General features: G+C 68.9%; 10 protein-coding genes and 1 pseudogene. 2 read left to right on the top strand and 9 right to left on the bottom strand.

All coding sequences use genetic code 11. The features are described 5' to 3' along the window. The first annotated feature begins 26 nt into the window (after window positions 1–26). Complete coding sequence (locus OED01_RS06725; RefSeq protein ID WP_264157601.1) at window positions 27–2,801, top strand: FAD-binding and (Fe-S)-binding domain-containing protein; 2,775 nt, start codon at window positions 27–29, stop codon at window positions 2,799–2,801. Window positions 2,802–2,871: 70 nt separating this feature from the next. Here the strand turns inward: OED01_RS06725 and ilvC are convergent. The 7 genes and pseudogenes from ilvC to OED01_RS06690 form a co-directional block, all read right to left on the bottom strand. Then, a pseudogene (gene ilvC / locus OED01_RS06720) lies at window positions 2,872–3,915 on the bottom strand (ketol-acid reductoisomerase); the annotation flags it as partial. Window positions 3,916–3,934: 19 nt separating this feature from the next. Continuing rightward, window positions 3,935–4,444 carry an acetolactate synthase small subunit gene (ilvN, locus tag OED01_RS06715; RefSeq protein WP_264157600.1) on the bottom strand — a complete coding sequence of 170 codons (510 nt, stop codon included), beginning with the start codon at window positions 4,442–4,444 and terminating at the stop codon, window positions 3,935–3,937. Window positions 4,445–4,448: 4 nt separating this feature from the next. Then, window positions 4,449–6,251, bottom strand: a complete 1,803-nt coding sequence (locus OED01_RS06710) for an acetolactate synthase large subunit (RefSeq protein WP_264157599.1) — start codon at window positions 6,249–6,251, stop codon at window positions 4,449–4,451. 66 nt (window positions 6,252–6,317) lie between these two features. After that, on the bottom strand, window positions 6,318–8,033 hold the full coding sequence (ilvD, locus tag OED01_RS06705) for a dihydroxy-acid dehydratase (protein WP_264157598.1): 1,716 nt from the start codon (window positions 8,031–8,033) through the stop codon (window positions 6,318–6,320). Window positions 8,034–8,042: 9 nt separating this feature from the next. Further along, the gene (gene otsB / locus OED01_RS06700; RefSeq protein ID WP_264157597.1) at window positions 8,043–8,840 is read right to left on the bottom strand and encodes a trehalose-phosphatase; all 798 of its coding nucleotides are present in this window, start codon (window positions 8,838–8,840) and stop codon (window positions 8,043–8,045) included. Between the two features lie 40 nt (window positions 8,841–8,880). Further along, entirely contained in the window at window positions 8,881–10,302 is a 1,422-nt protein-coding gene (locus OED01_RS06695; RefSeq protein WP_264157596.1) for an alpha,alpha-trehalose-phosphate synthase (UDP-forming), read from the bottom strand. A 66-nt stretch (window positions 10,303–10,368) separates the two neighbouring features. Further along, a complete protein-coding gene (locus OED01_RS06690; protein ID WP_264157595.1) occupies window positions 10,369–11,631 on the bottom strand; it encodes an MFS transporter in 1,263 nt (420 codons plus the stop codon). Between the two features lie 173 nt (window positions 11,632–11,804). On the opposite strand from OED01_RS06690, the gene OED01_RS06685 reads away from it, so the two are divergent. Then, window positions 11,805–12,101: a hypothetical protein gene (locus OED01_RS06685; protein WP_264157594.1), complete on the top strand. Its 297-nt coding sequence runs from the start codon at window positions 11,805–11,807 to the stop codon at window positions 12,099–12,101. Window positions 12,102–12,111: 10 nt separating this feature from the next. Here the strand turns inward: OED01_RS06685 and OED01_RS06680 are convergent, their stop codons facing one another. Both OED01_RS06680 and OED01_RS06675 read right to left on the bottom strand, forming a co-directional pair. After that, complete coding sequence (locus OED01_RS06680; RefSeq protein WP_264157593.1) at window positions 12,112–13,290, bottom strand: acetyl-CoA C-acetyltransferase; 1,179 nt, start codon at window positions 13,288–13,290, stop codon at window positions 12,112–12,114. Continuing rightward, on the bottom strand, window positions 13,287–13,940 hold the full coding sequence (locus OED01_RS06675; RefSeq protein WP_264157592.1) for a CoA transferase subunit B: 654 nt from the start codon (window positions 13,938–13,940) through the stop codon (window positions 13,287–13,289). The genes OED01_RS06680 and OED01_RS06675 overlap by 4 nt, the downstream gene beginning before the upstream one ends.

Genomic DNA, 13,940 nt, shown 5'->3' with positions numbered 1-13,940 from the left:
CAGATCTGCTCGGGGCGGACACAAGGGTGACCTCGCGATCGATCGATCGCTTCGCCCGTGCGCACGACGCATCGCACTATCTGCTCGTGCCGGATGCGGTGCTGGCGCCGCAGGATGCCGAGGGCATCGCACGCGCCTTCGCCGCCGTCCGGGCGGCCGGACGCTCGCTGACCTTCCGATCCGGAGGAACCAGCCTGTCCGGCCAGGGCGTGACCGGCGACATCCTCGTCGACACGCGCTCGGCCTTCCGCGGCATCACGATCGAGGACGACGGTGCGCTCGTCCGCGTCGGACCAGGCGCGACGGTCCGGCAGGTGAACACGCGACTGGCCCGCTTCGGCCGCAAGCTCGGTCCTGACCCGGCCAGCGAGATCGCCTGCACGATCGGCGGCGTCGTCGCGAACAACTCCAGCGGCATGGCATGCGGTATCACGGAGAATTCGTACCGGACGATCGATTCGCTCGTGCTGGTCCTCCCCGGCGGGACGATCCTGGACACTGCGGCCGCGGATGCCGACGAGCGCCTGCGCGCCGCCGAACCGGATCTCGCCGACGGTCTGCTCGCGCTCCGCGAGCGCCTGCTCTCGTCGCCGGATGCCGTGGCGTTCGTGCGTCAGCAGTTCTCGATGAAGAACACCATGGGATACGGGCTGAACTCGCTGCTCGACTTCGAAGACCCCGTGAAGATCCTCGAGCATCTCGTGATCGGCTCGGAGGGGACGCTCGCCTTCGTCGCCGAGGCGCGCTTCCGCACGATCGAGATCCGCCCGCAGATCGCCACGGGGCTGCTCGTGTTCACCACGCTCGCCGATGCGATGGCAGCACTGCCCGGCCTGGTCGATCAGGGGCTGGCGACGGTCGAACTGCTGGATGCCGCGTCACTGCGCGTCGCACAGGGGCTCAGCGATGTCCCTGCTTCCATCTCCGAGATCGCCGTCGACGCGCACGCGGCCCTGCTCGTCGAGGTGCACGCCGCGGACAGCGACGAGCTCGCAGAGGCCTCCGCGGCGGCCATCGCCCGTTTCGAGACACTCCCCCTGGCGGTCGCACCGAAGCTCACGACGGATGCCGCCGAGCGCGCATCGCTGTGGCACGTCCGCAAGGGCCTCTACACGGCCGTCGCCGGGGCGCGTCCGTCCGGCACGACCGCACTGCTCGAGGACATCGTCGTGCCGGTCGACCGTCTTCTCGTCACATGCGAGCGCCTCATCGAGCTCTTCGCCGAGCACGACTACGACGGCTCGGTGATCTTCGGTCACGCGAAGGACGGCAACGTGCACTTCCTTCTGAACGAGCGCTTCGACGATGCGGACAGCCTCGCCCGGTACCGCCGATTCACCGCGGACCTCGTCGACCTCGTGCTGGGACAGGGCGGCTCGCTGAAGGCCGAGCACGGGACGGGGCGGATCATGGCTCCGTTCGTGCGACGCCAATACGGCGATTTCCTCACCGACATGATGTGGGAGATCAAGCGGCTGGTGGACCCGGCGGGGATCCTCAACCCCGGAGTCGTCCTCTCGGACGACCCGGACTCGTACCTCCACGACCTCAAGCGCGTCCCGACGGTCGAAAGCGAGGTGGATCGCTGCGTCGAGTGCGGCTACTGCGAGCCCACGTGTCCGAGCAAGGACATCACGCTGACACCGCGTCAGCGGATCGTCCTGCGCCGCGACATGGCCTGGGCCGAGGAGCAGGGCGACACGGCGCTGTTGGAGGAGCTTCGCGCCGACTACGACTACGAGGGCGTGCAGACCTGTGCGGTCGACGGCATGTGCGGCGTCGCGTGCCCCGTCGACATCAACACCGGTGATCTCGTGCGCCGCCTTCGCGCGGAGGAAGCCGCCAGACTCGAGGACGGCGTGTGGGATGTCGCGGCGAAGAACTGGGGCGCGGTCACCAGGGTCGGCGGCGTCGCGCTGACCGTCGCCGATGCCGTGCCCGCTCCGCTCGTGACCGCCGTGACCAGACTCGGCCGCGCCGTGCTCGGCGCTGACACCGTGCCGCTGTATGACGCCGGCCTCCCCCGTGGCGGTTCGCGTCCGCCGCGGCCCGCCTCCCCCGCGGACGCGCAGGCCGTGTTCTTCGGCGCGTGCATCGGGACGATGTTCGGCCCCGAGGAGCACGGCGAGGGGTCACGCGATGCGGTGATGGCGCTGCTGGATCGGGCGGGCATCCCGGTCGTCATCCCCGACGACGCCGGCGGGTTGTGCTGCGGAACGCCGTGGAAGTCGAAGGGGCATCTCACCGGCTACGACCGCATGACCGACCGCGTGCTGGCGTCGCTCTGGGAGGCCAGCCGGCACGGAGACCTCCCGATCGTGTGCGACGCGGCCTCGTGCACCGAAGGCCTGCACGTGATGCTCGCGAAATCCGTGGCCGAACGACCGGAGTACGCCGGACTCGTGATCGAGGACGCGACCACCTACATCGCCAGAGAGGTGCTCCCCCGCCTCACGGTTTCGGAGAAGCTGGACCGGATCGCCGTGCACCCGACCTGCTCCACGACGGCCCTCGGTGCGACCGGCGCGCTCACCGCGATCGCCGCGGCCGTCGCCGACCAGGTGTACGTCCCGGACGGCTGGGGATGCTGCGCGTTCGCGGGAGACCGCGGGATGTTGCATCCCGAGCTCACCGCCAGCGCGACTGCCGTCGAGTCGGCGGAGATCGCGGCGGCCGAGACTGCGAACGGCGGCTTCGACGCCTTCGTATCCGCGAACCGGACGTGCGAGATCGGCATGAGCCGTGCGACCGGCAGGCCGTACCGTCACGTCGTGGAGATCCTGGAGGAGCTGACGCGCTGAGCGCCTCCCGGACGAGATGAAAGAACGGGCGCCCCGTGAGGGACGCCCGTTCTTTCATCGTTCGAGCGGATCAGCGCGCGGCCGAACCCTCGGTGTAGTCCTCGTCGGTCTGCTTCCACGAGAAGAGCGAACGCAGCTCGCGGCCGGTGACCTCGATCGGGTGCTCCTGCTCCTTGGCGCGCAGTTCGAGGAACTCCGCTCCGCCGTTGTCCTGGTCCTCGATGAAGCGCTTCGCGAAGGCACCGGACTGGATGTCGGCGAGCACACCCTTCATGTTCTCCTTGACGCGAGCGTCGATGACGCGCGGACCGGAGACGTAGTCGCCGAACTCGGCGGTGTCGGAGATCGACCAGCGCTGCTTGGCGATGCCGCCCTCCCACATCAGGTCGACGATGAGCTTGAGCTCGTGCAGCACCTCGAAGTACGCGATCTGCGGCTGGTAGCCCGCCTCGACCAGCGTCTCGAAGCCCGCCTGCACGAGGTGGCTCATGCCACCGCAGAGCACGGCCTGCTCACCGAACAGGTCGGTCTCGGTCTCCTCCGTGAAGGTGGTCTTGATGACGCCGGCGCGGGTTCCGCCGATCGCCTTCGCGTACGAGAGTGCGACGTTCCAGGCCTGGCCGGACGCGTCGCGCTCGACGGCGATGATGTCCGGGATGCCGCGGCCGGCGACGAACTCGCGACGCACGGTGTGGCCAGGTGCCTTCGGCGCGATCAGGATGACGTCGACGCCCTCAGGCGCGTCGATGTAGCCGAAGCGGATGTTGAACCCGTGCGCGAAGGCGAGGGTCTTGCCTGCGGCCAGGTTCGGCGCGATCGACTCCGAGTAGATCGTGCGCTGGTGCTGGTCCGGCGCGAGGATCATGATCAGGTCGGCCCACGCCGTCGCGTCGGCGACGTTCTTGACCGGGAAGCCGGCCTCCTCCGCCTTGGCGATGGACTTCGAGCCGTCCTTCAGGGCGATCGCGACCTCGACGCCCGAGTCGCGCAGGTTCATCGCGTGGGCGTGGCCCTGCGAGCCGTAGCCCACGATCGCGACCTTCTTGCCCTGGATGAGCGACAGGTCGGCGTCGGCGTCGTAGAAGATCTCAGTACTCACTTGTGTTTCTCCTTGGTGGTGGTCTGGTTTGGTGTCAGCCGCGCAGGACGCGCTCGGTGATGCTCTTGCCGCCTCGCCCGATGGCGAGCAGGCCGGACTGCGAGAGCTCCTTGATCCCGAAGGGCTCCAGAGCGCGCAGGATCGCGTCGATCTTGCCCTTGTCGCCGGTGACCTCGATCACCACGGCGTCGGCGGCGTAATCGACGACGGAGGCACGGAACAGGTTGACGATCTCGATCACGTTCGATCGCGTGGCGTTGTCCGTGCGCACCTTCACCAGCACGTGGTGCCGCTGCACGGAGGTCGCGAAGTCGAGCTCGACGATCTTGATGACGTTGATGAGCTTGTTCAGCTGCTTGGTCACCTGCTCGAGCGGCAGCTGGTCGACGTCCACGACGACGGTGATGCGCGAGATACCAGGCACCTCGGTCACACCGACGGCGAGGGATTCGATGTTGAAGCCGCGGCGGGCGAAGAGCCCGGCGACGCGCGTCAGCAGGCCGGGGGTGTCTTCCACCAGCAGGCTCAGAACGTGAGTGGACATGGGCTCACATCTCCTCTTCGAACGACGGCGCGTGGTCGATGGCGTACTGGACGTAGCTGTTGCTCACGCCCTGCGGCACCATCGGCCACACCATCGCATCGGCCGACACGACGAAATCGATCACGACCGGCCGGTCGTTGGTCTCCAGGGCCAGCTTGATCGCGGCATCCACATCCTCTTCCTTCTCGACCCGGATCCCGAGGCATCCGTAGGCCTCGGCGAGCTTGACGAAATCGGGGATGCGGATGGTGCCGTGGCCGGTGTTCAGGTCGGTGTTGGAGTGACGGCCGTCGTAGAACAGCGTCTGCCACTGGCGCACCATGCCGAGCGAGGAGTTGTTGATGATCGCGACCTTGATCGGGATGTTGTTGATCGCACAGGTGGCCAGCTCCTGATTGGTCATCTGGAAGCATCCGTCGCCGTCGATCGACCAGACCACGCGATGCGGCTCCGCGACCTTGGCGCCCATGGCCGCGGGCACCGAGTAGCCCATGGTTCCGGCGCCACCCGAGTTCAGCCACGAGTTGGGGCGCTCGTATTTGATGAACTGCGCGGCCCACATCTGGTGCTGGCCGACGCCGGCCGCGTACACGGCCTCGGGGCCGGTGAGCTCGCCGATCCGCTGGATCACGTGCTGCGGCGACAGCAGCCCGTCGGTGGTGGGCTGGAAGCCGAGCGGGAACTCGTCGCGCAGTCCGTCGAGGTACGACCACCACTCGTCGGTGTCGGGCTTGGCGGCGCCCATCGTGCTGCGGAACGCGGTCTCGAGGTCGACCAGGACGTCGCGCACGTCGCCGACGATCGGCACGTCGGCCGTGCGGATCTTGGAGATCTCAGCCGGGTCGATGTCGACGTGGACGACCTTCGCGTTCGGCGCGAACAGCGCGGCTTTGCCGGTCACGCGGTCGTCGAAGCGCGCGCCGAGCGCGAGGATCAGGTCGGACTCCTGCAGCGCGAGCACGGCGGGAACCGTGCCGTGCATCCCCGGCATGCCGAGGTGCTGCGGGTGCGAATCCGGGAACGCGCCGCGGGCCATCAGGGTCGTGACGACCGGTGCGCCGGTGGTCTCGGCGAGGCTCTTGAGCTCGGCCGATGCGCGGCCTCGGATCACACCGCCGCCGACGTAGAGCACGGGCTTCTTGGCTTCGGAGAGCAGCGTCGCCGCCGCCTGGATCTGCTTGCCGTGCGCCTTCGTCACCGGCCGATAGCCGGGGAGGTCGATCTTCGGGGGCCAGATGAAGGGAGCCTTCGCCTGCTGAGCATCCTTCGTGATGTCCACGAGGACGGGGCCGGGGCGCCCCGTCGAGGCGATCTCGAAGGCCGCGGCGATGGCGGCGGGGATCTCGCTGACCTCCTTGACGAGGATCGAGTGCTTCGTGACCGGCATCGTGATGCCGACGATGTCGGCCTCCTGGAACGCGTCCGTGCCCATCAGCGTGGAGAACACCTGTCCCGTGATCGCCACGATCGGTACCGAGTCCATGTACGCGTCCGCGATCGCGGTGACGAGGTTGGTCGCGCCGGGTCCGGAGGTCGCGATCGTGACGCCGACCTTGTTCGACGCCGCGGCGTAGCCCTCGGCAGCGTGTCCGCCGCCCTGCTCGTGGCGCACGAGGATGTGACGCAGCTCGGTCGAGTCGAGCAGCGGGTCGTACACCTCCATGATCGCGCCGCCGGGGATGCCGAACACGTCGGTAACCCCGAGCAGTTCGAGCGATCGGACGACGGCCTGAGCACCGGTGAGTTCGGGGGCGGCGGCCTGTCGGGCCGGTGGCCGTGGCACGGCGGACACGGAATCAGCAGTCATGTTTGTTTCCTCGGATCTGATCAGCGACGTCGATGTGAGGCGGACGGGCCTCGGGCGGCCAGGGACTCAACCGGTCGTCGCTCCCTCGGCTGCGGAGCGCACGAGGGCTGCGTACTTGGCAAGAACGCCACGGGTATAGCGCGGGGGAAGCGGCTCCCAGCCAGAGCGGCGGGAGGCGAGCTCCGCTTCGTCGACGAGTAGGTCGAGAGAACGAGCTGCGATATCGACCCGTATCAGATCACCATCGCGCACGAAGGCGATAGGACCTGCGTCCACCGCTTCGGGTGCTATGTGGCCGATGCACAGGCCGGTTGTGCCGCCTGAGAATCGTCCGTCCGTCAAGAGTAGTACATCTTTTCCGAGCCCAGCGCCCTTGATGGCTCCGGTGATCGCGAGCATCTCGCGCATCCCCGGTCCGCCCTTGGGCCCCTCGTACCGAATGACCACCACATCGCCCGCCTGGATCGTGCCCTCGGCGAGGGCGTCCATCGCAGCGCGTTCGCGCTCGAACACGCGCGCGGGGCCCTGGAACACGTCGGCGTCGAAGCCGGCGGACTTCACGACGGCGCCCTCCGGTGCCATCGAGCCGTGCAGGATCGTGATGCCGCCTGAGGCGTGGATCGGGTTGTCGAACGTGTGGATGACCTCGCCGTCGATCGGGTCGGGATCGAGGTCGCGCAGGTTCTCGGCGACGGTTTTTCCGGTGACCGTCAGCGCGTCGCCGTGCAGGAGTCCTTCGTCGAGCATCGCCTTCATGATGACTGGGATGCCGCCCTGGCGATCGACGTCGTTCATGACGTACTTGCCGAACGGCTTCATGTCGGCGATGTGCGGCGTCCGATCGCCGATCCGGTTGAAGTCGTGCAGATCCAGGTCGATCTGGGCTTCGCGGGCGATCGCGAGCAGGTGCAGCACGACGTTGGTCGAACCGCCGAGCGCCATCGCGAGCGCGATCGCGTTCTCGAACGATTCCTTCGTGAGGATGTCCTTCGTGGTGATCCCCTGACGCAGCAGGTTCACCACGGCCTCGCCCGAGCGGTGCGCGAACTGGTCGCGTCGGCGATCCGCGGATGGCGGTGCCGCGGAGCCGGGCAGGCTGAGCCCCAGCGCTTCGGCGACGGACGCCATGGTGTTCGCCGTGTACATGCCGCCGCACGCGCCTTCACCAGGAGCGAAGGCGCACTCGATGCGCTTGAGGTCCTCTTCGCTCATCCTTCCTGCGCGGCAGGCGCCGACGCCCTCGAACGAGTCGATGATCGTGATGTCCTTCTCGGTGCCGTCCGACAGCTTCACCCAGCCGGGGGCGATCGAGCCGGCGTAGAGGAACACGCTGGAGAGTCCGAGCCGGGCGCTGGCCATGAGCATCCCCGGGATCGACTTGTCGCAGCCGGCCAGCAGGACCGTGCCGTCCAACCGCTCCGCCATGATGACGGTCTCGACCGAATCCGCGATCACCTCGCGCGAGACCAGCGAGAAGTGCATGCCCTCGTGCCCCATCGAGATGCCGTCGGAGACGGAGATGGTGCCGAACTGCAGCGGGTAGCCGCCACCGGAGTGCACACCCTCCTTGGCTCCCTGTGCCAGGCGATCCAGGCTCAGGTTGCAGGGAGTGATCTCGTTCCAGCTCGAGGCGATCCCGATCTGGGGCTTCTCCCAATCCGCATCGCCCATGCCGACCGCGCGGAGCATGCCTCGCGAGGTGGTGGCTTCGATCCCGTCCGTGACGACGCGGCTGCGGGGCTTGATGTCGACGGACGCGTCCGTGGGTTCCTGCGAGGCCATGACGGCAGTCTATTCCCGTCCGGCGGCCCGCTCCGTCGCCACCTGCGCGAGAAGTTCGGCGATCTCCTGCGGGCTCTGCACGCGCAGCGTCGCCGCCGACTCCCCCGGTCCGACGCGGACGCCGAGGTCGCCGTCCTGCAGCACCCGCAGGGCGTCCTCGTCGGTCACGTCGTCGCCGGCGAACAGGATGCCAGTGGCGTCGAAGTGCTCGCGCAGAACACCCATCGCGGCGTCCTTGCCCTCGGTGCGCGAGGAGAACTCCAGCACGCGGTGGCCCGAGCGTCGACGCCAGTGCGGGAAGCGCTCGGCGACGAGGGCGTCGATCTCCGCGAACACGGCGGCTTCGACCTCGGGCGTGGCCCGGCGGGTGTGCACACCCATACCGAACGTCTTGGGCTCGAACTCGGCTCCCTCGTAGCGCGCGATGATCGGCTTGGCCGCTTCCCAGAGCTCTTCACGTGCTCCGTCCTGAGTGGCCTCGCCCGTGGCAGCGGCCTCTCCCGTGCCGGGGAACCAGTACTGCGCGCCGTGCGATCCGGCGAGCGCGACCGTCGAGTCGTCCTCGTGCTCCGTGATGATGCGCAGATCGTGCATGCTGCGACCGGAGACAAAGGCGACGAGCGTGTCGGGAAGCGCGACGAGCCGTGCGATCTGCTCCTTGACCGCGGGGAGCGCCCTGGCCGCCATCGGTTCCGGAACAAGCGGCGAGGCCACACCGTCGAAGTCGAGCGCGATCACGAGCCGCGGCGTGGTGGCGATCGCGGTCAGTGCGTCGTCGGCGGTTCCAGGCGTCCAGGTGCGGGTCACTGCGGTGTCTCCTTCAGGCAGGCGGGCATTTCCCAGCCTCTCACGACGACGAGGTCGGCTTGTTCTGCGCGGCCCGCAGAGCGGAGAGGAACGACGATGACCACGCGTTGACGTCGTGCTCGAGCACGCGCTTGCGCAGGGCGCGCATGCGCCGTCCCTGCTCGGCAGACGGCATCTGGACGGCCGTCATGATGGCGTCCTTGAGCCCTTCGATGTCGTGCGGATTGACGCGCACGGCCTGGCGGAGCTCGTCCGCGGCCCCGGTGAACTCGCTGAGCACGAGGACGCCGCGGTTGTCGCGTCTGGTTGCGACGTACTCCTTCGCCACGAGGTTCATGCCGTCGCGGAGGGCCGTCACGAGCATGACGTCGGCCGCGAGATACAGCGCCACCATCTCCTCCCTCGGGAAGCCCTGGTGCAGATAGCGGATGGCGGTATGGCCCATCGTGTCGTAGTCGCCGTTGAGCCGGCCGACCGAGAGCTCGATCTCGTCGCGCAGCTGGACGTAGGAGTCGACGCGCTCGCGGCTGGGGCTCGCCACCTGCACGAACGTCACGTCCTCGACGTTCAGCGTGCCCTGCGCGACCAGCTCCGCGTATGCCTTGATGCGGTGCCGGATGCCCTTGGTGTAGTCCAGCCGGTCGACGCCGAGGAGGATCTTCTTGGGATTGCCCAGGCTCTCGCGGATCTCGGCCGCCCGCGCCTGGATGTCGGGGCGCGCGGCGAGTTCGATGTACGGCACCGTGTCGATCGAGATCGGGAACGCCTTGGCCAGGACCGTGCGCGTGCCGTCCTCCTCCGGAACCGTGACGTTCGATCCCTTCACCTCGTGGCGCAGCCGGCGGCGGACCGCGGCGAGGAAGTAGCTGGCGTCCTGCGTGCGCTGGAAGCCGATCACGTCCGCACCGAGCAGTCCGCGCAGCACCTGATCGCGCCAGGGCAGCTGCGCGTACAGGCCGTGTGCGGGGAACGGGATGTGGTGGAAGTAGCCGATCGTGACATCGGGGCGCAGAGCGCGCACCATCTCGGGCACGAGCTGCAGCTGGTAGTCGTGCACCCAGACCGTGCCGCCCTGTGCCACCGCCGAAGCCGCAGCCTCGGCGAAGCGGCGGTTGACCGTGACGTACGCCTCCCACCATTCCCGGTGGTACTGCGGTGGGGCGATCACGTCGTGGTACAGCGGCCAGATCGTGTCGTTGGCGAAGCCCTCGTAGTACTCCTCGACCTCCTCCTCGCTCAGCGCGACGGGGATCAGGCGGAGGCCACCGGCTTCGAACGGCTCGAGTTCGAGATCCGCCTGGCCGGGCCAACCGACCCATGCGCCGTCGACGGAGTGCATGACCGGCTCGAGGGCGGCCACGAGTCCCCCGGGCGATGTCCGCCAGATCTCCTCGCCGTCCGGCCCGTGGACTCGGTCCACAGGCAGCCTGTTGGCGACGACGACGAATTCCGCAACGGTCATGGAGACTCCCTCACCCGGATCGGTCTCTCCAGCGTAGCCGGGATGCGGGGAGCGTCTTCCGCCGGGTCAACGCACCGGTGGTCGCGATGCGCGACGGGGGTCGCTGAGGAACCAGTTCGCGATGCCCGCGACGAGCACGAGCGCCGCCGCGCCCGCCGGGATCAGCAGCGCGGCACCCGTTCCGAGCGTCTCGGCGACTTCGCCCGTGATGGCGGATGCCGCGGCCTGACCGACCACCACACCCGAGCCGAGCATCGTCATGACGGTCGCGGAGCGCCCGAGGGGGCTGCGTGCCGCCCCGAAGCTGTACTGCGTGACCAGGGTCGGGCCGATGCCGATCCCCATGATGGCGAGCGCGAGGAGCATCGACGGCACGGACGAGGCGGAGGCGACGAGCAGTGTTCCGGCGAACAGGATGCCGCCGAACACCAGCCAGCGCGCGCGCAGGGTGAACCGCGCCGGCAGCCACGCGACGCCGAGCGCCAGGGCCGCCGATCCGATCCCCATCACGCCGTAGAGGAGTCCCGCCTGCTCAGCGTCTCCGCGGTCGGCCATGAAGGAGGTGAGCGAGGTCAGCATCGAGCCGAAGAAGAGTCCGACGCCGAGAATGCCGAGGACCACCACGAGCAGTTCCGGCCGGAACAGCTCCGAGGCGCGCGACGGCGCTGAACCGTCGGCATGGCGTTCCGCGGAGATGTGACGGGCGGTCGGGTGCAGGGCGAACGCTCCGACGAAGACGAACGTGAGGACGGCCGCGCCGACCAGGGGCGCCCACGGCGCGATCGCCGAGGCCAGCACGCCGACCAGGAACGGCCCGAACACGAAAACGGTCTCGTCGGCCGCCGACTCGTACGAGAACGTGCCCGAGATGGTCTTGGTCCGCGTGCTCTCCGGCATCCGCTCGGAGATGATCGCGACCAGCCGCGAACGCGACATGGGCGAGACCTGCGGCGCCGATGCGCCGATCAGCAGGGCGGTCGTCAGGACGATCGGATCGCCGGCAGGGCTGTAGACCACCCAGGCGAACACCGCCAGCATCGTGCCGTTGACGACGGCGGAGATCATCAGTACGACGCGCTGACCGTAGCGGTCGGCTGCGGCGCCGAGCAGCGGGCCGACCACGGCCGTGCCCAGCCCGACAGCCGCCGAGGTGAGTCCGCCCAGCGCCAGGGAGCCGCGGGCCGAGACGACCACCGTGAGGACGCCGACGACCATCATCGCGAACGGCAGACGGGCGATGAACGCGATGACGAAGTAGGGCAGGCCCGCGAGACGCAGGAGGCTGGGTGTCGCGGCGGACGCCGCAGAAGAGGTGTGTGTCTGGGTCATGGCTCTCGCGCGCCCGGGGACGCGGGGATCGGGTGCCGCCGCTTTCCGCCGGGATGCCGACGGCCGGTAGATACACAGCTGGGGACGCCGGAGCGCCGACCACATCTTACCCGCGGCCACCTGAACGGCACCAGGGCCCCCACCCTGCGCAGGTCGTCGACTAGCGTTGAGCCATGCGCTACCTCTTCAGCACCGGACTCGTTGCAGCGATCTCCGCGGGCGTCTCGCTGCTGCGCGGCACCCGCTCCGAACCCGTGACCTGGCGCGCGGTGCTCTCCTGGGTGAGCTGGGGCATAACGATGGCCCTCGCTGTCGGCGCCGTGGTCGACATGAGCCGCGAACGCCGCGGTGTTCCCGTCGACGCCGACTCACCGCAGTCGGTCAAGAAGGCGAAGAAGGCCCAGCGGCTGCAGTTCCGCTCGCAGAAGGCACTCGCCGACACGCAGGACCACGCGAAGGACCGCCGCTGACGTCGGCGCCTCAGCGCGTCAGGATGAGCGCCTCCCCCTGACCGCCGCCGCCGCACAGGCCGACCGCGACCGTCCCCGATCCCCTGCGCGCGAGCTCGTGCGCGAGATGGACGACCAGCCGGTTTCCGCTGGCTCCGATCGGATGCCCGATCGCGATGCCGCCGCCGTGGATGTTGACGATGTCGCTCGAGAGCCCGAGTTCGGTCTGCGACCGTGCCACGACCGCACCGAAAGCCTCGTTGATCTCGACGAGGTCGAGGTCCCCCGGGGCGACGCCCTGCTTCTCGCAGGCCCGCTCGATGGCCCGCGCCGGCTGCGCCTGCAGCGAGTTGTCCGGGCCGGCGGTCTGCCCGCTCGCGCCGACGACGGCCAGGATCCTCCAACCCTGGGCCTCGGCGTTCTCTCGCGTGGTGACGACGACCGCTGAGGCCCCGTCGGAGATCTGCGAGGAGTTGCCCGCGGTGATCGAGCCGCCCTCGGCGAAGGCCGCGCGCAGTCCGGCGAGCGCCTCGATCGTGGTCTCCGGGCGCACGCCCTCGTCCTTCGAGACCAGGATCGGCTCACCCCGCCGCTGGGGCACCTCGATTGTCACGATCTCGGCGTCGAACACCCCGGCATCCTGTGCGGCGGCCGCACGCTGGTGCGACAGCGCAGCCACGGCGTCCTGCGCCTGACGGGTGAGCTCGTATCGGGCGTTGTGCCGCTCGGTGGACGCGCCCATGCTCTCACGATCGTACGCATCCGTGAGACCGTCGAACGCCAGGTGGTCGAGCACCTCGACGCTGCCGTAGGTCCATCCGTCCCGCGATCCCATGAGCAGGTGCGGTGCGCGGGTCATCGATTCCATGCCTGCGGCGACGATCGTGGTCGCATCACCGGTGCGGATCATGCGCGCCGCGTCGATGATCGCCGTGAGGCCGGACAGACACACCTTGTTGACGGAGTGCGCCGGGACGTCCCATCCGATTCCGGCGCCGATCGCCGCCTGCCGGGCGGCGTTCTGGCCGGAGCCGGCCGCCAGGACCTGCCCGATGATCACGGCGTCGACGTCCCCGGGGTCGACGGATCCCTGCGCGAGCGCGCCGCGGATCGCGCACGCGCCGAGCTGAGGCGCCGTGAACGCGGCGAGTTGCCCCTTGAGCCGGCCCTGCGGGGTGCGGGCGGCGGCGACGATGACGATGTCGGTCATGACAGCTCCTTCAGCTCCGGTGAGACGGCGAGCGGCGGCTCCGTCGCCTCGAGGACATCCTGCACCGTGACCCCCGGTGCCGTCTCGACGAGCACGAGCCCGTCGAGGGTGACGTCGATGACGGCGAGGTCGGTGATGATGCGGTCCACGACGGCCCTGCCCGTGAGCGGCAGGGAGCATTCGTTCACGATCTTGGCCGAGCCGTCCTTGGCGACGTGCTCCATCAGCACGATGACCCGTCCGGCGCCGTGCACGAGATCCATGGCACCACCGGGCCCCTTGACCATCTTCCCCGGGATCATCCAGTTGGCCAGGTCACCGGATGCCGAGACCTGCATGGCCCCGAGGATGGCGGCGTCGATCTTGCCGCCGCGGATCATGCCGAAGCTCGTCGCCGAATCGAAGAACGCGGAACCGGGCAGCACCGTGACGGTCTCCTTCCCGGCGTTGATGAGGTCGGGGTCGACCGCATCCTCGCTGGGATACGGTCCGACGCCGAGGATCCCGTTCTCGGACTGCAGCACGACCGTGACGCCGTCCGGCACGTGGTTCGGCACGAGCGTCGGCAGGCCGATGCCGAGGTTGACGTACGAGCCGTCCTGCAGCTCGGCCGCGGCACGGGCGGCCATCTGCACTCTGGTCAATGCCAT

The organism is Microbacterium sp. M28, from assembly GCF_025836995.1.
Classification (GTDB): domain Bacteria; phylum Actinomycetota; class Actinomycetes; order Actinomycetales; family Microbacteriaceae; genus Microbacterium.
Note: the sequence above shows the minus strand (reverse complement) of the source record. Positions and strands in the feature narration are given on the sequence as shown.